We start from the raw sequence: 21,717 nt of genomic DNA on the forward strand, positions 1-21,717 counted from the left end.
GCCCTGCGCGTCCTGGGCCTCGAACTGGAAGACGGACTTGGCGATGTCCAGGCCGATGATGCTAATCTGCGTCACGGACGGTCTCCTCGGTTGGGTGTCAGACGACCTCAACCTGGCACTTATGATGCCGGCGGGGGCCGTCCACCCCAACATTCCTGTGCATGCGACAGCCTCGGCCCGGACCCGCCGCAGCCCCTGGGCGTTTCCCGCACCAGACACGAGGGAGTGGGGGCCGATGGCGAAGCGCAAGGTGAGCCGGCGCGCGGGGATTGGGCCTGAGGAGAACGTGGCGCCGCTGGTGCCGCCCGGGGCTCTCGCGGTGGCGCTGCTCGGCCTGCGCGAGCGGGGGCAGCCGCTGGTCCACGTCGCTCGCGATGCTCGCCGGCTGGAGGAGATCGCCGCCCTGCTGCGGGCGCTGGCGCCCGGCCTCGGCGTCGCGGTCTATCCGGAATGGGATTGCCTGCCCTTCGACCGCGCCTCGCCCTCCCGCGGCACGATGGGGGCGCGGGCCGGGGTGCTGCGCTGGCTCACCGATACCGCGCACCTGCCCGACATCCTGCTCACCACCGCGCCGGCCCTGATCCAGCGCGTGCCGCCGCCCGAGACCTGGGCCGAGGCCCGGGTCGAGCTGCGAGCCGGCGACGCCCTCGATCCCGCCCGGCTGACGGCGGAGCTGCAGCGTCTCGGCTACATCCTCGACGACCGGGTCGACGAGCCCGGCGAGGTCGCGGTGCGCGGCCGGACCGTCGACGTCTATCCGGCCGCCGCGCCCCGGCCCTGCCGCATCGAGCATGACGGCGGAACAGTCACGGCGATCCGCACCTACGATGCGGTCTCGCAGCGCTCCCTCGACGAGGTCGAGACCCTGGTGGTCGATCCGGCGACCGAGGTGATCCTGGCGCCGGATTCCCCCGTGCGCCTGAGGCCCTTCTCCGGCCAGGAGCACCAGCTGCCGACCCTCTACGGCCGCCTCGTCACGGTGCTCGACTACGTGCCGGAGGCGCGCCTGGTGGTCGAGGCCGGGGCGGAGGGCCGCGCCGAGGCCTTCTTCGAGCAGATCGCCGAGGGCCGCACCTCGGAGGTCGCGAGCCGCGGCCAGGCGGCGCCGCTCTACCTGACCCCCGCCGAGTGGGCGAGGACCCGCAAGGCCCGCGAGGTCGCGGTGGCGAGCGATGCGGAGACCGACGCCATCGCGGTGCCGGCCTTCCTGCGCGAGCGCCGGCCGGGCCCGGCCTTCTCGGCCTACCTGCGCGAGCGCCTGAAGGCCGGCGAGCGGGTGGTGCTGGCCGGCGATCCCGCCGGGCTCAAGCGCCTGTCGCGCCAGGCCGCCCGGGCGGCGGAGCGGGGCGTCCGCCCGGTCGCCGACTGGGCGGAGGCGGCCGCCGCCAAGGCCGGCGAGATCGTCGCCCTGCCGGCGCCCCTCGATGCGGGCTTCCGGGTGCCGGACCTCGGCGCCACGGTGATCGCGGCGCCGGACGTCTATGGCGGCACCTCGGCGCGGCCGAGCGCCGGGCAGCCGGTGATCCTGCCGATGGGCGAGGTCGATCTCCGCGTCGGCGACGTCGCGGTCGACCGCGACCACGGTCTCTGCGTGTTCGAGGGGCTGGAGCGCATCGCCTCCGGCGACGGTGGCGGCACCGAGGCCCTGCGCCTGCGCTTTGCCGGCGACGCGATCCTGATGGTGCCGGTGGCCCAGGCCGACCGGATCTGGCGCTACGGCTCGGAAGTCGAGGCGGTGACCCTCGACAAGCTCGAGGGCGGCACCTGGCCCAAGCGCCGGCTCGCCACCGAGGCCGGCCTCGCGCGGGCCGCCCGCGCGATGCTGGAAGCCGCAGAAGAGCGCCGCAAAGCGAAGGCGCCGGCCCTGGTGCCGCCGGAGCGCGAGATGGAGCGGTTCGGCGCCGGGTTCGGCTTCCCGCTCACCTCTGACCAGGCGAAGGCCGTCGACGGGGCGCTCCAGGATCTCGCCGGCGCGCGGCCGATGGATCGGCTGGTCTGCGGCGACGTGGGCTTCGGCAAGACCGAGGTGGCCCTGCGCGCCGCCGCCGCGGCGCTGCTGGCCGGCAAGCAGGTCGCGGTGGTGGCGCCCACCACCGTGCTGGTGCGCCAGCACCTGCGCACCTTCGAGCGGCGCTTCGCCCGCTTCGGCATCGGGGTGGCGCAGCTCTCGCGCCTGGCGAATCCGGCCGAGGCCAAGCGCGTGCGCCAGGGCCTCGCCGACGGCTCGATCCGCCTCGTGATCGGCACCCACGCGCTCGCGGCCAAGGGCGTGACCTTCGCCGATCTCGGCCTCGTGGTGATCGACGAGGAGCAGCGCTTCGGCGCCGCCCTCAAGGAGCGCCTGCGCACGATGGCGGGCGACGCCCATGTGCTCACGCTGACCGCGACGCCGATCCCCCGCACCCTGCAATCGGCGCTGATCGGCCTCAAGTCGCTCAGCGTCATCGCGACGCCGCCGGCGGTGCGCCAGCCGATCCGCACGGTGCTGACCCCGCTCCACGACGACACGGTGCGGGCGGCGCTGATGCGGGAGAAGGGCCGCGGCGGCCAGAGCTTCGTCGTCTGCCCGCGCATCGAGGAGATCGGCCCGATGGCCGAGCGCCTGAAGGCGCTGGTGCCCGAGCTCGAGACCGTCGTCGCCCATGGCGAGATGAAGCCGGCGGAGCTCGACGAGATCATGGTGCGCTTCGCCGACGGCGAGGGCGACGTCCTGCTCGCCACCTCGATCATCGAGAGCGGGCTCGACGTGCCCCGGGCCAACACGATGCTGGTCCACGATGCCGAGCGCTTCGGCCTCGCCCAGCTGCACCAGCTGCGCGGCCGGGTCGGCCGCGGCCAGCGCCGGGGCGTGACCTACCTGCTGACTCGGCCCGACCGCGACCTGGCGCCTTCGGCCGAGAAGCGTCTGCGCACGCTTGAGGCCCTCGACCGCCTCGGCGCGGGCTTCGCCATCAGCGCCCGCGACCTGGACCTGCGCGGCGCCGGCGACCTCGTCGGCGAGAACCAGGCCGGCCACGTCAAGCTGATCGGGCTCGGCCTCTACCAGCACCTGCTGCAGCTGGCGCTGCGCGCCGCCAAGGGCGAGCCGGCCGAGGATTGGGCGCCGGAGATCCATCTCGGCCTCGCCGGCGACGTGCCGGACGATTACGTGCCCGAGCCGGAGGTGCGCCTGAGCCTCTACACCCGCCTCCTGCGCCTCGGCAGCGCGGAAGAGGTGGAAGCCCTGCGCGGCGAGGTCGAGGACCGGTTCGGGCGGCCGCCGAAGGGCGTGCGGGCGCTGTTCGCCCTGGCCCACCTGCGGGTCGCGTGCCTCGCCCTCGGCATCGCCCGCCTCACCGGCGGGCCGCAGGGGCTCGCGGTCGATTTCCGCCCCAGCTGCGCGCCTGCCGCGATGCCGCTGAGCGAGGAGGTGACCGCCCGCGACGGACGGCTGATCCTGCGCCGCCCCTGCGACGACCCGGACCGGCGCGGCGAGCAGGCGGCCGACTTCCTGCACCGGATCCAGGAGGCCCGCGACCAGCAGGGCTGAGGTGTGGTACGATTTTCGGAAGATTCCTTCTGGGAATCGTACCACAAGCCCGCGCGGCGCCTGAGCGAAGCCGATTTCCGCATCGCTAATGCGATCCGGCAGGATCGCCTGAAGCGATCAACCGGAAATCGCATGATACGTCCGGTGCGGGGTTTTCATCCGGCGCCCGGAACGATCGCCCACGGCCTAGGTTGATTCCGGGACCGACCGAGGCCGCCGACGAGCTGCGCCCCATGGACAGAGCCAACCCCGATCCACAGCCCGAGGCGCCCGAGGCCGACCCGGTCCCGGCCGAGGACATCGTGCTGGAGCCCCTGGCCGACTTCCCGCGCATCGACCTGCGGACGCCCGGCGAGCCGTGGGAGAAGCGCCGCGCCGCCGGCAAGGGCCTGCGCGCCAAGGTCCCGCACGACAGCCACGGGCCGGTGCCCGCGCCGAAGGACCGGCCCGACCCGGTGCGGCTGATCGAGCAGGCGCAAGCCGGGCGCCAGGAACGCCTGATCCCGCTCCGCGTCGCCCGGATGGCGAGCTCGCCCTTCGCCTTCCTGCGGGGTGCGGCCACCGTGATGGCCTGGGACCTCGCCCGCACCCCCACGAGCGGCATCGACGTGGTGATGAACGGCGACGCCCACATCTCGAATTTCGGGCTGTTCGGCACGCCCCAGCGCGACATCGTGCTCGACCTCAACGACTTCGACGAGGTCACGATCGGCCCCTGGGAGTGGGACCTGAAGCGGCTCTGCGCCAGCATCGAGGTCGCCGCCCGCGACCTCGACGTGCCGCACCCTGAGCGCCGCGAGGCGGTGATCGCTGCGGCCTACGGCTATCAGCACACCATGACCGAGCTGGCGCCGCAGGGGCCCCTCGACGTCTGGCACCGGGCAGCCCGGGCCGAGGAGCTGGATTTCAGCGGCATCGCGATCGACGAGGAATCCCGCGCGGTCGTGGAGCGGGCGGTCGAGAAGGCGCGCAAGCGCCACAACAAGAGCCTGCTCGCCCGGATTGGCGAGCGCCGGGTCGATGGCGGCTGGCGCTTCCGCCAGGACCCGCCGATCCTGACCTGGGTCGATGCCGAGACCCGGGAGGCGGTGACCGCCGGGCTCGAACGCTACGCCGAGACCCTGCCGCGGGAGCGCCGGTTCATGCTGAGCCGCTACCACGTCGTCGACGTCGCCCACCGGGTCGTCGGCGTCGGCAGCGTCGGCACCCGGGCCTACGTCGCGCTGCTCTGCGGCAACTCGGACGAGGACGTGCTCTTCCTCCAGGTCAAGGAGGCTTTGCGCCCGGCCCACGCGCCCTACGTGTCGGGCATGCCCGAGCCCTACGCCTCGCACGAGGGCGAGCGCGTGATCTACGGCCAGCGCCTGCTTCAGGCCGTCGGCGATCCGCTGCTCGGCTGGACCACCATCGACGACCGGCCGTTCTACGTCCGCCAGATGAAGAACATGAAGGGCGAGATCCCGGTCGCCTGCATGCGCGGGCAGCCGCTCGTCTACTTCTCCTGGGCCTACGGTGCGCTGCTCGCTCGCGCCCATGCCCGCACCGGCGACGCCGCCGCCATCGCGGGCTATTGCGGCCGCGACCGCCACGCCGACTTTCGCGACGCCCTGGCCGACTGGGCGCGGGCCTACGGCGACCGGAACGCGGAGGACCACCGGCTCTTTCTGGAGGCGATCGCGTCGGGGCGGCTGGAGGCGGCGGACGATCCGGAGATGTGACCAGGGCCAGTGCGAAGGCGGCAGACCATCGGTATTGCGCGCACTTCGTGTGTCATGAGCCAACACCCTTTCCCGGACGACTGTAGCGACAGCGGAAGGAGATCCAGGATCCAGCATGAGGAGCGCCGCGAAGCGGCTCTGCATGCTGTGCCGTTGCAGACAGACGGACGCTTCGCGAGTTCTTGTGCTGGATCCCGGATCTCCTTCCACTTCGTTTCAGTCGTCCGGGAAAGGGGGGGAGGGGACATCCAGAGTGTGTTGCTTCATCTGCGGCATCACTGCAGGACGCCGCCTGCGCCGGCCTCCCATGCCCACCCGCTTCGTTGACAACCATCCCCCCACCCCTAGAACCGGTCAAAACGCCGGCGGGAGGAGCACGCGATGGGCAAGGGCTTGCGCAAGGGACTGACCAGCTACGGGGATGCGGGCTTCTCGCTGTTCCTGCGCAAGGCCTTCATCAAGGCGGCGGGCTATTCCGACGACGCCCTCGACCGGCCGATCGTCGGCATCACCAACACCGCCTCCGACTACAATCCCTGTCACGGGAACGCCGCGCAGCTGATCGAGGCGGCCAAGCGCGGGGTGATGCTGGCCGGCGCGATGCCGATGGTCTTCCCGACGATCTCGATCCACGAGAGCTTCGCCCACCCGACCTCGATGTACCTGCGCAACCTGATGGCGATGGACACCGAGGAGATGATCCGCGCCCAGCCGATGGATGCGGTGATCGTCATCGGCGGCTGCGACAAGACACTGCCGGCGCAGGTGATGGCGGCGGCCTCCGTCGACCTGCCGACCGTGGTGATCCCGGTCGGCCCGATGGTGGTCGGCCATCACCGCGGCGAGGTGCTCGGCGCCTGCACCGATTGCCGGCGCCTCTGGGGCGCGCACCGGGCCGGCGAGATCGACGAGCAGGAGATCGAGACCGTCAACGGGCGGCTCGCGCCCTCCGTCGGCACCTGCATGGTGATGGGCACCGCCTCGACCATGGCCTGCATGATCGAGGCGATGGGCCTCGCCCTGCCGATGGCCGGCACGATTCCGGCGCCTCACGCCGAGCGGATCCGCCTCGCCGAGGCGAGCGGCGCCTGCGCCGCCGCGATGGCGAAGACCGGCGGCCCGCGCCCGAGCCAGATCCTGACCCCGGCCTCGATCCGCAACGCGCAGGTCGTCATGCAGGCGATCGGCGGATCGACCAACGGGGTGATCCACCTCACCGCCATGGCGAACCGCGCCGGCATCGACCTCGACCTCGCGAGCCTCGACGCGATCGGCCGCGAGGTGCCGGTGCTGGTCGACCTCAAGCCCTCGGGCGACCACTACATGGAGCATTTCCACCATGCCGGCGGCGTGCCGAAGCTGCTGCGTGAGCTGGGCGGCCTGATCGACCTCGACGCCCCGACGGTGACCGGCGCCACCTTGCGCGACGTGGTGGCGGCGGCCGAGGACGTGCCAGGCCAGACCGTGATCCGCTCGCCCGGCCAGCCGATCAAGCCGGTCGGCGCCATGGCGGTGCTCACCGGCAACCTCGCGCCCCGCGGCGCGCTGATCAAGCACTCGGCGGCGACGCCGCGGCTGCTCCAGCACGAGGGAAGGGCGGTGGTGTTCGAGTCGATCCCCGACATGGCGGCGCGGATCGACGACCCCGACCTCGACGTCTCGGCCGATGACGTGCTGGTCCTGCGCAATGCCGGCCCGAAGGGCGCGCCGGGCATGCCGGAGGCCGGCTACCTGCCGATCCCGAAGAAGCTGGCGCGGGCCGGCGTCAAGGACATGGTGCGGATCTCGGACGCCCGGATGAGCGGCACCGCCTTCGGCACGATCGTGCTGCACGTCACGCCGGAATCGGCGGTGGGCGGGCCGCTGGCGCTGGTGCGCACCGGCGACCGTATCCGGCTCGATGTCGAGGGACGGCGCATCGACCTCCTGGTCGACGAGGCCGAGCTCGCCGCCCGCGCTGCCCGCCTCACGGCTCCGGAGCGGCCCGACTGGGCGGCCCGCGGCTATGCCCGCCTGTTCCACGACACCGTCACGCAGGCCGATCAGGGCTGCGACTTCGACTTCATGCGGCGGGACGGGTGATGGCCCGTTAGGCTCTCACGCCAGAATGAATATCCTCCGCGTCATTCCGGGCTCCGCTTTCGCGGCCCCGAAATGACGAAGAGGGTGGCAGTCCCGTTGCGCGAGGTGGTCAGACCCCTCAGTTGAACCGCACCGGCAAGGTGAAGCTCTGTTGCGCGCCGGTGAACTCCGCTGGGGCCGGCGGCAGGCTGCCGGAGGCGGCGGCCACCGCCGCGGCGTCGAGCGAGCCGTTGCCGCTGCTGCCGGCGAGCGAGGCGCCGAGCACCCGGCCGGACCGGGACACGGTGAAGCGCACCGTCGCGGTGCCGCTCGCCCCGCCGGCGCCGCGGGCCCGGCTCTGGATCACCCCGCGCACCATCGCACCCCAGGCTCGCGCCGCGTTGGCGCTCGCGGCGGCCGAGGCGCCACTCTGGTTCATCTGCGAGGCGGAGGCAGCGGCGCGGCGCTGGCGGGCGGCCTCCATGGTGCGCTCGGCGGCCTTCTGGGCCTCGCGCTTGACGTCGCGCACGGGCTTCGGGGCCGGCTTCTTCGCCTCGACCGGCTTCTCGACGGGCTTCGGTCTCTCGACCGGCTTCGGCTTGGCCACCGGTTTCGGGACGGGCTTCGGAACCGGCTTCGGCTCCTGCACGGGCTTGGCCACCACGGCGGCCGGCGCCTCCGGGTTGGTCGAGGTGACGACCTGCTCTTCGGGTTCCTGCACCGCCTCCACCGCCTCGGGCGGCTTCTCCATCGGCACCGCCTCGGCCGGGGCCTGCTCGACCGGGGTCTCCTGCGGCGTCTCCTCGACCTTGGTCTCCGGCGGCGGGGTCTCGATCGGCACGGTGTCGGACGGGGGTTCGGCCGTCGGGACGGTCGTCGGCTCGACCGTGTCGGTGGGGGTCGGCGCGGCCTCGACGTCGTTGGACTCGTTCGGCACGTCGATCGCCGCCATGTCCGGCGCGAGATCGATGGCGATCTCGTTCTCGCCGGGCGGGGCCGGGGGGCTGCGCCAGTAGGTCAGGGCGAACAGGCCGCCCGCGTGGAGCGCGAGCGCCACCAGGAAGGCGAGGCCGAGGCCCGTCCCCGGCTCGCGCGGCTCCGGCGCGTCGGTCGTCACGGTGTGGTTCATGGCTTTACCGCGGGGCCGCCGGCGCGGGCGCCGCCCCACCCGAGGGCGCGTTGGCGATCAGCGAGACCTTAGCGAAGCCGGCCTGGCCGACGAGGCCCATCACTTCCATGACCTTGCCATAGGGCACGTCCTTGTCGCCGCGCACCAGCACGGTCTGGCCCGGATCCTCGGCGGCGGCCGCCTTCAGGCGGGCGAGCGCGCCGTCGGCCGGCAGCGGCTCCTTGGCGAGGAAAGCCTGGCCGTCCTTGTCGACCGAGACCACAACCGGCTTCTTCGACTCGGAGGTCTTGGCGGCGGCGGTCTTCGGCAACTGCACCGGTACGCCGACGGTCATCAGCGGGGCCGCGACCATGAAGATGATCAGCAGCACCAGCATCACGTCGACCATCGGGGTGACGTTGATCTCGGACATCGGCGCGGCGTCGAAGCCATCCTCGTCGCCGGCGCCGGCCTGCACCGGTCCCATACCCATCTGGCGGGCCTCCGGCCGCCTGCCCGAGCGGGCAGGGGCTTATTCTACGCGTTGAACGGGGAAAGCGATCTACTCGGCGGCGGCACTGCGGGCGTGGTGGCTGCGGTCGCGCGCCAGCCGGTTGCCCAGGGTGCCGATGCCGGCGACGAAGGCCGACTGCACCTTGGCGAGGTCGCTCGAGAACTTGTTGTAGGCGAGCACCGCCGGAATCGCGACGACGAGGCCGATCGCGGTGGCGAACAACGCCTCGGCGATGCCCGGCGCCACCACCGCGAGGCTGGTGTCCTGGCTCTTCGCGATCGACGAGAACGAGTTCATGATGCCCCACACCGTGCCGAACAGGCCGATGAACGGTGCCGCCGAGCCGGAGCTCGCCAGGAACGGCAGCCCGACCTGCAGCCGCTTGATGTCGAGGGTCAGCGCCGCCCGCATCGCGCGCTCGATCCGCTCGCGCCGCTCCGCGCGGGTCTCGGTCGAGTCCTGGTCGCGCCAGGCCTCCTGGGCGGCGGCCACCACCCGGGCGGAGATGCCCGAGCGCGCCTCCGGCATGCCGCCGGTGGCGACGAGGCGGGCGAAGGACTTCGCCTGGCGGCGGGCGCCGGCGAGGCGCACCAGCTTCTCGATGATGATCGTCCAGGAGACCAGCGAGGCCAGGATCAGGAGGATCATCACCCCCTTCACGATTGGGTCGGCCTGCAGGAAGAGGCCGAGGAAGGAGAAGTCGTGGCCGGCAGTCGCGGCGGGCGCGGTGGTCGGATCCATCTCGGCGGTCTCCGGAAGACAGGGAAAGAAGAGAGGCGGTCAGCGCACGAACGGCGCGGCGCCCTTGGCGGAGGAGGGCTCGATGCGCTCCAGGCAGGATTCTCGGGTGAGGTCCTGCCCGTCGCAGGCCGCCACGTCGTTGAGCAGCACCCGGCCGACCTGAGCGCAGGGGGTGGGGGCGATCTCGAACTGGCGGAGCGCCGTCTTGCGCGCCGGCACCGGCCCGAGCTCGACCATGCTGCGCTTCTGGACGATGCCGTCCTGGTCGAAGGCGTAGAGGTCGAGGCGCAGCGAGCGGATCGGGCCGCCCTTGCCGTTCTCGACGATCAGCATCGCCTTGCAGGTCTCCCCGGCGGTCTCGAGCTTGTTCAGCTCCACCCGCAGCGGCGGGGCGGCGGGCTGGCTCACGGCGGCGGGCGTGACGGCGGCCTGCGCCTCGGCGGGGGTCGCCCGGGCCGTCGCCGCGGCGAGCGGCGACAGGGCGAGGCAGAGAGCCGTCACTTGGCCGAAGCGCACTTGGCCGAAACGCACTCGGCCGATGCGCACCCCGAACCGGGGCAACCCTTGCGTGAGCACGTCGTGCGACTCCTCTGGGACGGCGAGCGCCAAACAGCCATCCGCGCGCGGACCGGCCGCCCGTGAGGGCACCGGCGCGACGCCTTCCCGGCTCTCGCTCCTGTTCGTCGGACAGACCGGATCGACCCGGGATGATCCCGGGCCGCCGGCAGGAACGAACTAGCGAGGTGACCGGGCGGGATCAAGGCCGCCCGCGAAACTCAGAGGAATTCCAATCTGTTATCGGGATGCCGGGTCGGGCCGCTGGCCCCCCTTGCCACATTATCCCGTCCGCTCACCTGTCCTCGACTTCACCGCTCTACTTGGCCTTCGTCTCCGGCGCTGTCTCGGGAGACTTCGTGGGAGCTTTGGGAGCGCGGGCCTTCTCGACGGCTTCCGCCTTCTCCTCGTCGGTGTCGCCGCTCTGGTCGATCGCCCGTTCGGGGTTGGCGGCCAGTCCGCGCAGGACCGTTAGAACCTGAGCGCAGACCTCCGGATGCTTGTAGGCGTCCAGCACCACGGCGGCGTCGCGCAGGGTGCGCAGGTCGCGCACCGTCTGCTCGTTGGCCGAGCGCTGCAGCTCGGGCGACTTGGCGATCACGTCCTCAAGGCGCAGGCCGACCACGTCGCAGGTCGCGCTCGGGGCGGCCGCCGGGGCGGTTGCATCCTTGGCGCCCGCCGTGAGGGCGTGGCCGGCGAGGACGAGGGCGAGGAGGCCGGACAGGACGAAGGGCGGGCGCATCTTTTCTCAGGGCTCCGTTGGGCAGGGAATTCGGGGTTCGAGAGGGTTCGGGGTTCGAAGGAGTTCAGTGTCCGAGGATGCGGTTGGCGAGCGCCACGATCTGGCTCGGCCGGTAGGGCTTCGGCACGAAGACCGAGTCGGTCACCGCCTCGCCGGCGCCGAGCGTGTGGCGCCCGCCCGAGGTGTAGACCACCGGCAGGCGCGGGCAGTGGCGCCGCGCGTCGCGGGCGAGCGCCACCCCGTTGGTGTTGCGGGCGAGGTCGATGTCGGTGAACAGCATGTCGACCCGCTCGGCCTGCAGGATGCGGCCGGCCTCGACCGCGTCGGCGGCGGTGAGCACGCGGTAGCCCTCGTCCGCCAGGGCCTCGGCGGCGATCTCGCAGACCATCGCCTCGTCCTCGACCACCAGCACCGTCTCGTAGGGGAGGGCGGCGGGCGGCACCATCGCCGCAACGGCAGACTGGATCATGACGCAACTCGCTCCAGGACGATGGGGGCCGCCGGTTCGTCGTGAGCCGCTCCGGCGACGGTTCGAGGAAAGAACCGCCCGAACCTCGGCCGTGTTCAGGCCCGATCCCTCGAATTGACGCGGTTTGGTGAGCGAAGCCTTAACCCTGCGGGAGGACCGGTTAATGCGGGCTGGAACCGCGGCCGCCCTTGCGCGGGCCAGCCCCGTATGAGAGGCCCGGGGCCGCATTCGAGGTTCACAGAGAAGAGCGATGAGCGCCACCGCCGCCCCCTCCCTCACCCAGCAGGTCACCGAGATTCCGGCCGGCGCCCACGTCATCGCGGCGCACTGGCTCGGCCGGCAGCTCGCCCTGGCGCTCGGCGACGGGGCGGTGCTCCTCGTCGCCGAGGACGGCGGGACCACCCGGGTCGAGGCGCATCCGGAGGCCGGCATCCTGGTCGCCGCCGGCGACGGCAAGCGCCTCGTCACCGGCGGCGACGACGGCCGGGTCGTCGCGACCAGGGCCGACGGGACGGCCGAGGAGGTCGCGGCGGCGAAGGGCGGCGCCTGGATCGACGCGCTCGCGCTGCACCCCGACGGCGCCGTGGCGTTCGCCGCGGGCAAGCGCGTCGTCGCCCGCGACGCCAAGGGCCGCGAGAAGGTGTTCGAGGCGCCGTCCACCGCCCGCGGCCTCGCCTTCGCGCCGAAGGGCTACCGGCTGGCGGTGGCGCATTACGGCGGCGCCACCCTATGGTACCCGAACCTCGACACAGGCCCCGACGCCCTGACCTGGAAGGGCTCCCACATCGATGTCACGTGGTCGACGGACGCGCGCTTCGTCATCACCACGATGCAAGAGAACGCCCTGCACGGCTGGCGCCTCCAGCCCGACCGCGGCCACATGCGGATGACCGGCTACCCGGCCAAGGTGCGCTCCACCGCCTGGTCCTCGGACGGGGACTGGCTGGCGACCAGCGGCGCCGAGGCCGTGATCGTGTGGCCGTTCGATTCCAAGGAGGGCCCGACCGGCAAGGCGCCGCGGGAATGCGGCGTGCGCCCGGCCCGGGTCTCGCGGGTGGCGTTCCACCCCAAGGCCCCGGTCCTGGCGGCGGGCTACGAGGATGGCTGCGTGCTCCTGATCCGCTTCACCGATGCTTCCGAGCTCCTGGTGCGCCCCGCGGTGAAGGGCAGTGCCGTGACGGCGATGAGCTGGCATTCCGGCGGCGAGCACCTTGCCTTCGGCTGCGCCGACGGCCGGGCCGGCCTCCTCAGCCTGCCGCGCTAGGGCCATGGACCTCCTCGGCGCCTTCCGGCGCCGCCCCTCGCCGGACGCCGCCGCGCGGGCCCGGGTGGCCGAGATCGCCCGCCGCCTCGGCGGTTTCAGTCCCGAGGTGACGCTCACCGTCAACGAGATTGTCTGCGCCGATCCGGCCTGCCCGGGCACCGAGACGGTGATCCTGGTGATGCAGCCCGGCGCGCGCTCGCGCGCCTGCAAGGTGGCAAAGCCCTTGGAAGGGGTGACGGAGGAGGATGTGGCGGCGGCGCTCGGCGCCTGACGCCGGCGCCTTCACAAGAGCGCGGGAACCGCACACATTTCGCCGGACGGGCGTTGCGCCTTCGTCGGCGAGCCTCTCGGCGAGGGCGGCAGCAGATCCATGAAGACCAGACGCCCGAAACGTGACTTGCCGCAGGGTCATGAGACGGATAGTCTCGCGCGTCGTCACATCCCGAATCGACCGGTCTGGGGCAAGCGGGTGTACGCGATCTGTTTCGATCTCGATACCGAGACGCTCAAGAACCAGTACCATAACGCATCGTGGCAGAACGGCTACCAGGACATCGCCCGGGTGCTGGAGCGTCACGGCTTCGACCGGCAGCAGGGCAGCGTCTCCTTCGGCAATGACCAGGTCGACCCGGTGCGCTGCGTCCTGGCGATCCAGGACGTGGCGCGGGGATGCCCCTGGTTCCGGGCCGCCGTGGTCGACGTGCGGATGCCGCGGATCGAGGAGAACAACGACCTGCTGCCGGCGCTCCAGCCGTTCCCCTGACGGCGCGCCCGTCCTCAGTGTTGCGCCCCATCTACAGCTTAAGGCCCGCCCTCTCGACTAGGAGGAAGAACGGCCCCGTTTCGGCGCCGTCATCCGGATTGGCCGCCATGCCGCGCGCGACGTCGCCCACCCCCGATCCCGCCGTCGATGCGGCGGCGCTGCTGCGCCGCCTCGCCTTCTTCGGCCTGACGGTGGTGATCCCGGTCACCGCCCTGGTGTCGCGGCGCAGCGTGGTGATCCTGGCGCCGATCGGCATCGTGCTCCTGATCATCGCCGCCCTGCTCGACGGGGCGCAGCGTCCCCTCGGGGCGGGTCTGTCGCGCCTCGGCGGCGCCCGGGCGATCCTGGCCGGCCTCCTGCTGCTGGGCTGGTGCGCCCTGTCGCTGGTCTGGACGCCGTTCCCCGGACCGGCGAGCGAGCGGCTGCTCAACCTCGCCGCCACGGTCGGGCTGACGGTGGCGGGCTACCTCGCGCTGCCGGACCGCATGCGCTCGGCCAACCTCTACCTGCTTCCCCTCGGCGTCGGCATCGCGGCGGTCGGGGCGGTGATGCTCGGGCTGTTCAGCGGCGCCTCCCTGCGGGGCGGCTTCGAGGACGACAGCGCGCTCGAGCGCGGCGCGATGCTGCTCGCCTTGCTGCTCTGGCCCGCTGCCGCCTGGCTGCGCTCGCGCCGCCGCGACATGGAGGCCCTCGGGCTCGCCGTGGTGGTGGCCCTCGCCCTGGTGCTGGCCCCCGGACCGGTGCCTCTCCTGGCGCTGGCCTGCGGGGCCGCGGCCTTCGCGCTCTCGGCCTGGCGCCAGGGCCTCGGCGTCCGGGTCACCGCCGGCGTCGCGGCGGGCCTCGTCGCCCTCGCGCCCCTGCTGCCCTTCCTGCTGCGGCCCGTGCTGACGCCGGTGCTCGGGCCGCTCCACCCGACGATCCTGGCCCTGAAGGCCTGGCAGCGGGTGGTGACGACCGAGCCGCTGCGGCTCATCACCGGCCACGGCCTCGAGACGGCTCTGCGCGGCAAGGCGATCGGCATGCTGCCGGTCAACGCCCCGGCCTCGCTGCTGTTCGAGATCTGGTACGAGCTCGGCATCGTCGGCGCCTTCGCGGCGGCCTTCGTGCTCTGGAACGGCATCCGCCATTCCGGCCGCGAGCATCCGGTGCTGACCCCGGGCGCGATGGCCACCGCCGCCACCGCCTTCGCCTCCACCTGCCTCGGCATCGGCACCACCGCGAGCTGGTGGTTCACCAGCGTCACGGTGGTGGTGCTGGTCTTCATCGCCGCCGAGCGCGGCCAGTTCCGCACCAGCCGGCCGAAGGCGAGCGCCCTGCCGCCCCGCCCCGCGGCCTGACACCCGCGCGACGCCGGGGGACGATGCATCGCTGATGCGCCTGATCGCGACCGGCATCGCGGTTCAGTCCCCCGGAACTCGCCTGTCCGATGGCGTCGACGAGCCGGAGCGACCGTGACCGCCGGCCGTCAGGCCTCCTCCGGGCATCCGCCCTCCCGTCGATCGCCGTAGATCAGCCGTGCCCAAACGTCCCGCGGCGGGCGCGGCGCCGGAACATCCCGCAGGCAGGGCGGATGGACGCCGACGCAGGCGGCGAGCCAGGTCTTCGCCTCGTCGAGGGTCGGGAAGGGGAGAGGCCGCGTCGCCTTCGCGACCGGCCCGAACCCGGCCTCGAGGTACCAGTGCCGGCCGACGCGCAAATCGCCGTGAAGCTCCGGATCGAGCTGGGTCAGAACAGCGATCAGGCGGCCGCCGGAATAAGCTAAGTACCCCTCGCTATCGACACTCCCTGTATCGACGAGGACGTGGTCGAGGGTGATATACGTTGACATGTCTGCTTCATCGTCGCAGCCGGACCGATCGTCCGGCGTCGCCGATACGGAGTGTTCTCCGGACCGGCAACCGCATCACAGTTATCCTCCTGCAGTTGCATTTCTCGCGTCGCAGTAGCGAACGGTGCTAGAAATTGCTGTTATATTAACCGGTTAGTACGTTGCTGAATGGTGTCAGGATCTGGTCGCGGCCTAGTCCGTCTGAACGATGTCTCTTCGACCTGATCGAAGTCCTCGGCGGATGACATAGGCCGTTCGCTAGTTGCTGCTGACCGGAAGCATAGGCCGCGACTCGCCCGAGCAAAGCTGCAGGATCGGAGGCCTGGTTCCAGCCGGATCGCACAATGATTGAATATGGTCCCAGGCAAATCCGACCGTTACGGCTCTGCATGGGAGCCTTAGAGCGTGTTTGAGTTGGCCGGCTGCATTGAAACCTTCGATGTCATCCCGGGGCCGCGGAGCGGAACCCGGGATCCATAACCGCCGACAGCGCAGAACCGGGCTTGCACCATCCCGCTTCATCCTGGAGCGTCAGCGGTTATGGATCCCGGGTTCTCGACTGCGTCGAGCCCCGGGACGACGTCGAGGGATGTCGGCGTAGGTGCCGGACCAACCAGCGCAAGCGGTCGAACAGGCTCTGAGCAACGTCGAGGCATAAAAGAAGCGGCCCCCGGGAGCCGGAACTCCCGGAGGCCGCTCTCTCATACCCCGATCACTCCCCGTCGATCTTCGCGCCGATGATCGCGATGGCGCGCTGGTAGACCGAGGCGGCGTTCCAGCCCTGGATCGCCGCGAAGTTCGGCTCGCCGGGCTGGTAGCCGGCGCCGGCGCGCCAGCCATGGGCCTTGAGGAAGTTCGCGGTCGAGTTCAGCGCGACCGAGGCGTTGTCGAGGCTGCCGCCGGTGCCGTAGTTCAGCACGTTCTTCGGCAGGAACTGGGTGTGGCCGATCTCGCCGTGGGCGGCGCCGCGGGTGCTGGGGCTCAGGATGCCGCGGTCGACCAGGGTCAGGGCGGCGTAGAGCTGATCGGTGAAGTAGGCCGAGCGGCGGCAATCATAGGCCAGGGTCGCCACCGCCGAGAGGGTGTTGACGTTGCCCTTCACGGCGCCGAACGCCGTCTCCATGCCCCAGATCGCCAGCAGCGGGCCCGGCGGCACGCCGTAGCGCTGCTCGATCGAGTCGAACAGCCCGGCCTGCGAGCGCTTCATCGCCCGGCCGCGCGAGATGATCGACGCCGCGCCGCGCTTGGCCATGAACTGCTCGAGGGAGAGCTTGAAGCTCTTCTGGCCCCGGTCCGCCGCGATGGTGGCCGACGAGTACGAGGTCCCCATCAGGGCCGAGATGGCGGCGGGGCTGGCGCGCCCGCGGGCCTCGTCGGCGAATTCCCGCTTCCAGGCCTCGAACCCGCCGGCCGAGTTGCCGCATTGCGCGGCCTGCGCGCCGCCGGCCAGCACCGCGAGACCCGCGGCGATCAGGGCCCTCCCGTAACCGCTTCCGATCATCGAACAACACTCCCTCGGAGCCGCGCCGCAGGCCTCGGGACGTCGGGCCGCCGCGGCTCCCATTTTCCGGCAATCGATGCCTGCCCGTGGGGCGACGCTACAGTGCCGTCGTCTGCGGAATCTTTACGGCGGAACTGCAACTCGCATCGAATCCGGCTCTTTGCCCGCGAGCGTGGCCGGATCCGTCGAGTGACATGTAGGTCGGCGGCGGCCGCGACAGGAAAACGGTCCGCATGCGTGACCTTTCGGTCACGCCTATCTCGTCAAGGGACCTGGCCTTTCGGCCAAGCTGCCGGTCAGGCCGAGAGCCCGAAGATCGTCCGCGCCTCGGCCGGGCTGGCGGGGGCGCAGTCGAGATGGGCGAGCAGGCTCACGGCCTTCTCGACCAGGGCCGCGTTGCTCGGGGCGAGCTGCCCGCGCGCCAGGTAGAGGTTGTCCTCGAGCCCGACGCGGACGTGGCCGCCGGCGGTGGCGGCGAGCGCCACCATCGGGAACTCGGCCCGCGAGATGCCGAAGGCCGACCACACCGCGTCCCGGGGCAGGCGGTCGCGCATCTGCAAGAGGGTCTCCGGCGTCGCCGGCGCCCCCCACGGGATGCCGAGGCAGATCTGGAACATCGGCGGCGAGTCGAGGTGCCCCTCCCCCAGGAGGTGGCGGGCGAGCTCGATCTGGCCGAGGTCGAACACCTCGATCTCCGGCTTCGCCCCGGCCTGGCGGATCAGCGCCGCCATCGCCCGCAGATGGGCGGGCGTGTTCATGAAGGCGTGCTCGCCGAAATTCATCGTCGCGACGTCGAGGGTGCAGATCTCGGGCCGCAGCGCCGTGACGTGCCGGGTGCGCGCCTCCGGCGAGGCCAGCGTGGTGCCGGGGCCCGCCACCGCCGGGTCGGGATCGCCGGCGACGTAGCGCCCGCCCGCGCCCGTGGTGAGGTTGAGGATGACGTCGCCGTTCCTCTCGCGGATCCGCTCCACCACCTCGCGGTAGAGCGACAGCTCCATGCTGGGCTTCGCTGTGGCGGGGTCGCGCACGTGGATGTGGACGATGGCGGCGCCGGCCGCCGCCGCCTCCAGGGCCGATTGCGCGATGGCCTGCGGGCTCACCGGCACTGCCGGGTTCTTCGAGAGCGTATCGAACGAGCCGGTCAGGGCGCAGGTGATGACGGTCTTGCGCGACATGGGTGCCTCCCGCTTCAGAGCATGCCGCCGTCGACCACCAGGGTCTCGCCGGTGACGTAAGAGGCGCCGGCGGCGAGGAACAGCATCGCCTGCGCGATGTCCTCAGGTCTCGCCATCCGGCCGAGCAGGGTGCGCGCCACCGATTCGGCCTTGCGCTCGGCGGACCATTGTTCCGTCCACGGCGTCTCGACCAGGCCCGGCGCCACGGCGTTGACCCGGACCTCGGGGGCGAGCGCCCGGGCGAGGCTGCGGGTGAGGTTCACCAGCCCGGCCTTGCTCGCCGAATAGGCGAGGCTGGAGCCGCGCTGCCCGAGCCCGGCCACCGAGGCGGTGTTGACGATGGCGCCCTTGGCCCGGCGCAGGGCGGGCGCCGCTGCGTGGGCGCAGCGGAAGGGGCCGATCAGGTTGGTCGCGAGGATCGTCTGCCAGAACTCCTCGGTCATCGCGTCGAGGTCGGAGAAGGCGATCGGCGTGGTCGTGGCCGGGGTCCCGGCATTGTTGATGAGCACGTCGAGGCCGCCGAGCCCGTCGATCCCGCGCGCCACCATCGCCTCCGCCTCGCCCGGCACCGAGACCGTGCCGGGCAGCGCCCGGACTTTCAGACCCTCGGCGGAGAGCCGCGCGGCGGCGTCGGGCCCGCGGGCATCCTCGGCGAGGTGGTTGAGCGCCACCTCGGCGCCGCAGCGGGCGAAGAGCGTGACGGCGGCGAGCCCGATGCCCGAGGCGCCGCCGGTGACGAGCACGCGGCGCCCGCGCAGATCCGCACTGATCATTGGAGTTTCCACCCTGCGAAACGTTGTTTCGCGGGAGAGTGGCAGTGCGGGGCGGGGCTTGTCCAGCTTCGATTGCGCATCGGAGGTGCGCCGCCCGCGTGCCTCGACGGGGGTGGCGGCCGTGCCATGATCGGGGGTCGGGGAGGGGCCGGTGCCGGACGTCTCTCCCCGCCGGCGCAGTGCGCTCAACGGCCTTGAGGCCCTCCGCGTCATTCCGGGGCCGCGCAGCGGAGCCCGGAATCCATAAACGCAGGTGGCCCAGGAAAAGGCGGGTCGTGTTCCGCTTCATCCTGCACGTTCAGCGGTTCTGGGCGTGCCTTCGGCACCCCGGGCTCTCGCCTTCGGCGAGCCCCGGGATGACCCTGTTCGATGGGAGCGTCTGAGTAGATTGATCGAGGGCCTCGCTTCAGCGAAGTCTCAATATTCCCAGAAGATCCGCTGCAGCTCCTTGGTGTCGCTGGTCTTCGTCAGCGCGACCGCCGCCAGGATCTTGGCCTTCTGCGGGTTGAGGTCGTGGGCCACGACCCAGTCGTACTGGTCGTCGGGCTGCTCGGCGTTGCGCAGCACGAAGCCGTCGCCGACGCGCGAGGAGCGGATGATCAGCGTGCCCTTGGCGCGCAGGTCCTTCAGGGTATCGACGAGGTAGCCCGCCACCGAGCCGTTGCCGGTGCCGGCATGCACGATCGCCTTGGCGCCCGCTTGCACGGCGGCGGTGTAGGGCGCCGGATTCATGTTGCCCGAGCCGTAGACGATCGCGACCTCCGGCAGGGTGTCGATCGTGTCGATGTCGAATTCCGACGACGCGCCGTGCCGCTTCACCGGCGCGCGGAACCAGTAGGTCTTGCCCTCGACCACCATGCCGAGCGGGCCCCACTGGCTGACGAACGCGCTCGGCTTGATGTTGACGCGCTTCGTCACGTCGCGCCCGGCCTGGATCTCGTCGTTCATCGTCACCAGCACGCCCTTGCCCCGGGAGGCCGGGCTCGCCGCGGTGGTGACCGCGTCGGCGAGGTTGAGGGCGCCATCGGCCGAGATGGCGGTCGAGGGCCGCATCGAGCCGACGACCACGATCGGCTTGTCGCTCTTCACGACGAGATCGAGGAAGAGCGCGGTCTCCTCCAGGGTGTCGGTGCCGTGGGTGACCACCACCCCGTCGACGTCGTCCTGCTTCAGCAGGGCCGAGATGCGCTTGCCGAGCTGCACCAGCTGGGCGTTGGTGAAGCTCTCGGAGGCGATCTGGAACACCTGCTCGCCGCGCACGTTGGCGAGTTCGCTCAAGGACGGCACCGCGGCGATCAGCTTGTCCACCGGCACCTTGGCGGCCTGGTAGGTCGCGCTGTTGCTGGCGTCGGCGCCTGCGCCCGCGATGGTGCCGCCGGTGGCGAGGATCACCACGTTGGCCTTGCGCGCGGCGGCCGGTGCCGTCGTCGCGGTCGTCGGCATCTCGCGGGCGCTCGCCGCGCCGGCGAGCGGCACGGTCGCGAGCATCAGGGCCGCGAGGGCGGGCAAGAAAGCCGGCAAGGGGGCAGGGCCGGGACGGCGCATGGTCGGGTCCTTCCGATGAGGAATCGAGGCCTTGAGCGGGTACCAGCCCCGCGCCTCCCCCGCCAGCGTCCCGGCGCAGGATTGCCGCAGGGACGCGCAAGACCGAGCCGGCAACTTTTCCCCGAATCGGGCGTTCTCAAGTTACATGACGCCAAGCGTCCCGTGCCAGCGGTGACTGGTACACTCGACAGTTCAGGATATGACCATGTCCGCCTCCCAGGACGCTCTCAAGCCGCGCTTCGCTCAGCACATCGACATCCATTGCCCCGATGACCGCGCCTATTGGGCCGGACATTTCGGCGTGAGCGGCGAGGAACTGCGCAGCGCCGTGAAGTTGGTCGGCTCGCGGGTCTCGACCGTGGCGGCGCATCTGGGCCATCAGGCCGCGTAATCTTTCGGATTCCGACACGTCTGGCGCCGCGGGCCGTCATCGGTCCGCGGCGTTCTGCTGTGCCGGGCCGGCGATTCGCTACCGCGCCAGCACCGCCAGCCATCCCGGCACGCCTGCTCCGTTCTGCCGCCGAATCTCCGCCGGCTCCAGCAGCGCGATCGCGAGTCCCGCCGCTGCCGCATCCTCCCGCACGTTCTCGACTCCGTGGGCGTAGCGGCCATCCGCCCCGAGCACCGTGCCGCGTGCGCCGGCATGGCCCTGCACGGTGAAGGCGAACAGGCCGCCGGGTGCCAGCACCCGGGCGGTCTCCCGCAGCACCGGCCCGATCTCGCGCAGGTAGATGAACACGTCCGCCGCCACCGCAAGGTCGGCGCTCGACGGCGGCTCGGCCCGCAGGACGTCGCGCAGGTCGCCCTCATGCAGGCGGGCGTAGAGGCTGGTGCGGCGCGCCTCGGCCAGCATGCCGGGCGAGAGGTCGATGCCGGCGAGCGTACCGGCGATCCCCACGAGAGCCCGGGCCATCAGGCCGGTGCCGCAGCCGAGATCGAGGACGCGCGGAAAAGAGGCGTCCGGCCCGCGCAGCCGTTCCAGCGCCGCCCGGATCAGCGCCGGGCCGCAATAGCCCAATCCTTCGACCAAGTGGCGCTCGAAGCGGCCGGCATAGCCGTCGAACAAGGCCCGGACATAGGCCGGCGAGATCGCCTCCCCGACCCCCTCACCGAGTTCCGCCAGGTGAAGGCGGGCGCCGAGCGAATCCTCCGGATCGAGGGTGAGCGCGGCCCGGAACGCCGACCGGGCGTCTGCCCGCAAGGCCGGGTCGGCGGCGCGGGCGCGGCCGAGCAGCAGCCAGGCCGGGGCGTAGCCGGGGGCGCGCTCCAGCACCTGGGCGGCGAGGTCGGCGGCGGCGCCCGCGTCGCCCTCGGCCAGCGCGGCCTCGGCCCAAGCGTAGCGGCGGTCGGCGAGGAGGTCGCCGGAGGAGCGGGCGGGGGCGGGCATCGGGAGAGTTCCTCGAGGGATGTCCGGGGCGGGACGGACGGATC

Annotated in this window: 20 protein-coding genes; 8 read left to right on the forward strand and 12 right to left on the reverse strand. The window is 71.8% G+C overall.

Going from position 1 to position 21,717, the window contains the following annotated elements:
* The first annotated feature begins 235 nt into the window (after positions 1-235).
* The 3 genes from BM430_RS05020 to BM430_RS05030 all read left to right on the forward strand — a co-directional run bounded on the left by BM430_RS05020 (position 236) and on the right by BM430_RS05030 (position 7,329).
* The gene (locus BM430_RS05020) at positions 236-3,529 is read left to right on the forward strand and encodes a helicase-related protein (RefSeq protein ID WP_093566031.1); all 3,294 of its coding nucleotides are present in this window, start codon (positions 236-238) and stop codon (positions 3,527-3,529) included.
* Between the two features lie 233 nt (positions 3,530-3,762).
* Complete coding sequence (locus BM430_RS05025) at positions 3,763-5,247, forward strand: DUF2252 domain-containing protein (protein ID WP_093566033.1); 1,485 nt, start codon at positions 3,763-3,765, stop codon at positions 5,245-5,247.
* Between the two features lie 381 nt (positions 5,248-5,628).
* Positions 5,629-7,329 (forward strand): IlvD/Edd family dehydratase, encoded by a 1,701-nt coding sequence (locus BM430_RS05030; protein WP_093566036.1) that lies wholly within the window; start codon positions 5,629-5,631, stop codon positions 7,327-7,329.
* Positions 7,330-7,447: 118 nt separating this feature from the next.
* On the opposite strand, the gene BM430_RS05035 is transcribed toward BM430_RS05030, so the two are convergent.
* The 6 genes from BM430_RS05035 to BM430_RS05060 form a co-directional block, all read right to left on the reverse strand.
* On the reverse strand, positions 7,448-8,437 hold the full coding sequence (locus tag BM430_RS05035) for an energy transducer TonB family protein (protein ID WP_093566412.1): 990 nt from the start codon (positions 8,435-8,437) through the stop codon (positions 7,448-7,450).
* A gap of 4 nt (positions 8,438-8,441) precedes the next feature.
* Positions 8,442-8,909, reverse strand: a complete 468-nt coding sequence (tolR, locus tag BM430_RS05040; protein WP_093566038.1) for a protein TolR — start codon at positions 8,907-8,909, stop codon at positions 8,442-8,444.
* Positions 8,910-8,978: 69 nt separating this feature from the next.
* Entirely contained in the window at positions 8,979-9,671 is a 693-nt protein-coding gene (locus tag BM430_RS05045; RefSeq protein WP_093566040.1) for a MotA/TolQ/ExbB proton channel family protein, read from the reverse strand.
* 39 nt (positions 9,672-9,710) lie between these two features.
* The gene (locus BM430_RS05050) at positions 9,711-10,280 is read right to left on the reverse strand and encodes a Tat pathway signal protein (RefSeq protein ID WP_244539334.1); all 570 of its coding nucleotides are present in this window, start codon (positions 10,278-10,280) and stop codon (positions 9,711-9,713) included.
* A 265-nt stretch (positions 10,281-10,545) separates the two neighbouring features.
* Positions 10,546-10,968, reverse strand: coding sequence for a hypothetical protein (locus BM430_RS05055; RefSeq protein WP_093566044.1), 423 nt, complete (start codon positions 10,966-10,968; stop codon positions 10,546-10,548).
* A 64-nt stretch (positions 10,969-11,032) separates the two neighbouring features.
* Positions 11,033-11,437 carry a response regulator gene (locus BM430_RS05060; protein ID WP_093566047.1) on the reverse strand — a complete coding sequence of 135 codons (405 nt, stop codon included), beginning with the start codon at positions 11,435-11,437 and terminating at the stop codon, positions 11,033-11,035.
* Between the two features lie 250 nt (positions 11,438-11,687).
* Here BM430_RS05060 and BM430_RS05065 point away from each other — a divergent pair, with 250 nt between their 5' ends.
* From BM430_RS05065 to BM430_RS05080, 4 genes are all read left to right on the forward strand, one after another.
* Positions 11,688-12,701, forward strand: coding sequence for a WD40 repeat domain-containing protein (locus BM430_RS05065; RefSeq protein WP_093566049.1), 1,014 nt, complete (start codon positions 11,688-11,690; stop codon positions 12,699-12,701).
* A gap of 4 nt (positions 12,702-12,705) precedes the next feature.
* Entirely contained in the window at positions 12,706-12,972 is a 267-nt protein-coding gene (locus BM430_RS05070; RefSeq protein ID WP_093566051.1) for a hypothetical protein, read from the forward strand.
* 198 nt (positions 12,973-13,170) lie between these two features.
* Positions 13,171-13,464 carry a virulence factor gene (locus BM430_RS05075; protein ID WP_093566053.1) on the forward strand — a complete coding sequence of 98 codons (294 nt, stop codon included), beginning with the start codon at positions 13,171-13,173 and terminating at the stop codon, positions 13,462-13,464.
* 107 nt (positions 13,465-13,571) lie between these two features.
* A complete protein-coding gene (locus tag BM430_RS05080; RefSeq protein WP_093566057.1) occupies positions 13,572-14,801 on the forward strand; it encodes a peptide ABC transporter permease in 1,230 nt (409 codons plus the stop codon).
* 128 nt (positions 14,802-14,929) lie between these two features.
* Here the strand turns inward: BM430_RS05080 and BM430_RS05085 are convergent, their stop codons facing one another.
* The 5 genes from BM430_RS05085 to BM430_RS05105 form a co-directional block, all read right to left on the reverse strand.
* Positions 14,930-15,292, reverse strand: a complete 363-nt coding sequence (locus BM430_RS05085) for a hypothetical protein (RefSeq protein ID WP_093566059.1) — start codon at positions 15,290-15,292, stop codon at positions 14,930-14,932.
* 712 nt (positions 15,293-16,004) lie between these two features.
* A complete protein-coding gene (locus tag BM430_RS05090) occupies positions 16,005-16,793 on the reverse strand; it encodes a lytic murein transglycosylase (RefSeq protein WP_093566060.1) in 789 nt (262 codons plus the stop codon).
* 296 nt (positions 16,794-17,089) lie between these two features.
* Entirely contained in the window at positions 17,090-17,968 is an 879-nt protein-coding gene (locus BM430_RS05095; RefSeq protein WP_093566064.1) for a beta-keto acid cleavage family enzyme, read from the reverse strand.
* 14 nt (positions 17,969-17,982) lie between these two features.
* Positions 17,983-18,741: an SDR family NAD(P)-dependent oxidoreductase gene (locus BM430_RS05100; protein ID WP_093566066.1), complete on the reverse strand. Its 759-nt coding sequence runs from the start codon at positions 18,739-18,741 to the stop codon at positions 17,983-17,985.
* A 417-nt stretch (positions 18,742-19,158) separates the two neighbouring features.
* Positions 19,159-20,229 carry an asparaginase gene (locus BM430_RS05105; RefSeq protein ID WP_244539346.1) on the reverse strand — a complete coding sequence of 357 codons (1,071 nt, stop codon included), beginning with the start codon at positions 20,227-20,229 and terminating at the stop codon, positions 19,159-19,161.
* Positions 20,230-20,491: 262 nt separating this feature from the next.
* On the opposite strand from BM430_RS05105, the gene BM430_RS05110 reads away from it, so the two are divergent.
* The gene (locus BM430_RS05110) at positions 20,492-20,677 is read left to right on the forward strand and encodes a DUF3606 domain-containing protein (protein ID WP_093566070.1); all 186 of its coding nucleotides are present in this window, start codon (positions 20,492-20,494) and stop codon (positions 20,675-20,677) included.
* 78 nt (positions 20,678-20,755) lie between these two features.
* On the opposite strand, the gene BM430_RS05115 is transcribed toward BM430_RS05110, so the two are convergent.
* Positions 20,756-21,673, reverse strand: coding sequence for a class I SAM-dependent DNA methyltransferase (locus BM430_RS05115; protein ID WP_093566071.1), 918 nt, complete (start codon positions 21,671-21,673; stop codon positions 20,756-20,758).
* Positions 21,674-21,717 lie beyond the last annotated feature (44 nt).

The sequence above is a fragment of the Methylobacterium sp. 174MFSha1.1 genome, from assembly GCF_900116815.1.
In the GTDB taxonomy this organism is placed as follows: Bacteria; Pseudomonadota; Alphaproteobacteria; order Rhizobiales; family Beijerinckiaceae; genus Methylobacterium.

What these genes read in the sequence shown, in the direction of transcription:
- BM430_RS05020 (WP_093566031.1), top strand. Translation starts at nt 236, where the DNA reads ATGGCGAAGCGCAAGGTGAGCCGGCGCGCGGGGATTGGGCCTGAGGAG.
- BM430_RS05025 (WP_093566033.1), top strand. Translation starts at nt 3,763, where the DNA reads ATGGACAGAGCCAACCCCGATCCACAGCCCGAGGCGCCCGAGGCCGAC.
- BM430_RS05030 (WP_093566036.1), top strand. Translation starts at nt 5,629, where the DNA reads ATGGGCAAGGGCTTGCGCAAGGGACTGACCAGCTACGGGGATGCGGGC.
- BM430_RS05035 (WP_093566412.1), bottom strand. Translation starts at nt 8,437, where the DNA reads ATGAACCACACCGTGACGACCGACGCGCCGGAGCCGCGCGAGCCGGGG.
- tolR (WP_093566038.1), bottom strand. Translation starts at nt 8,909, where the DNA reads ATGGGTATGGGACCGGTGCAGGCCGGCGCCGGCGACGAGGATGGCTTC.
- BM430_RS05045 (WP_093566040.1), bottom strand. Translation starts at nt 9,671, where the DNA reads ATGGATCCGACCACCGCGCCCGCCGCGACTGCCGGCCACGACTTCTCC.
- BM430_RS05055 (WP_093566044.1), bottom strand. Translation starts at nt 10,968, where the DNA reads ATGCGCCCGCCCTTCGTCCTGTCCGGCCTCCTCGCCCTCGTCCTCGCC.
- BM430_RS05060 (WP_093566047.1), bottom strand. Translation starts at nt 11,437, where the DNA reads ATGATCCAGTCTGCCGTTGCGGCGATGGTGCCGCCCGCCGCCCTCCCC.
- BM430_RS05065 (WP_093566049.1), top strand. Translation starts at nt 11,688, where the DNA reads ATGAGCGCCACCGCCGCCCCCTCCCTCACCCAGCAGGTCACCGAGATT.
- BM430_RS05070 (WP_093566051.1), top strand. Translation starts at nt 12,706, where the DNA reads ATGGACCTCCTCGGCGCCTTCCGGCGCCGCCCCTCGCCGGACGCCGCC.
- BM430_RS05080 (WP_093566057.1), top strand. Translation starts at nt 13,572, where the DNA reads ATGCCGCGCGCGACGTCGCCCACCCCCGATCCCGCCGTCGATGCGGCG.
- BM430_RS05085 (WP_093566059.1), bottom strand. Translation starts at nt 15,292, where the DNA reads ATGTCAACGTATATCACCCTCGACCACGTCCTCGTCGATACAGGGAGT.
- BM430_RS05090 (WP_093566060.1), bottom strand. Translation starts at nt 16,793, where the DNA reads ATGATCGGAAGCGGTTACGGGAGGGCCCTGATCGCCGCGGGTCTCGCG.
- BM430_RS05095 (WP_093566064.1), bottom strand. Translation starts at nt 17,968, where the DNA reads ATGTCGCGCAAGACCGTCATCACCTGCGCCCTGACCGGCTCGTTCGAT.
- BM430_RS05100 (WP_093566066.1), bottom strand. Translation starts at nt 18,741, where the DNA reads ATGATCAGTGCGGATCTGCGCGGGCGCCGCGTGCTCGTCACCGGCGGC.
- BM430_RS05105 (WP_244539346.1), bottom strand. Translation starts at nt 20,229, where the DNA reads ATGCTCGCGACCGTGCCGCTCGCCGGCGCGGCGAGCGCCCGCGAGATG.
- BM430_RS05110 (WP_093566070.1), top strand. Translation starts at nt 20,492, where the DNA reads ATGTCCGCCTCCCAGGACGCTCTCAAGCCGCGCTTCGCTCAGCACATC.
- BM430_RS05115 (WP_093566071.1), bottom strand. Translation starts at nt 21,673, where the DNA reads ATGCCCGCCCCCGCCCGCTCCTCCGGCGACCTCCTCGCCGACCGCCGC.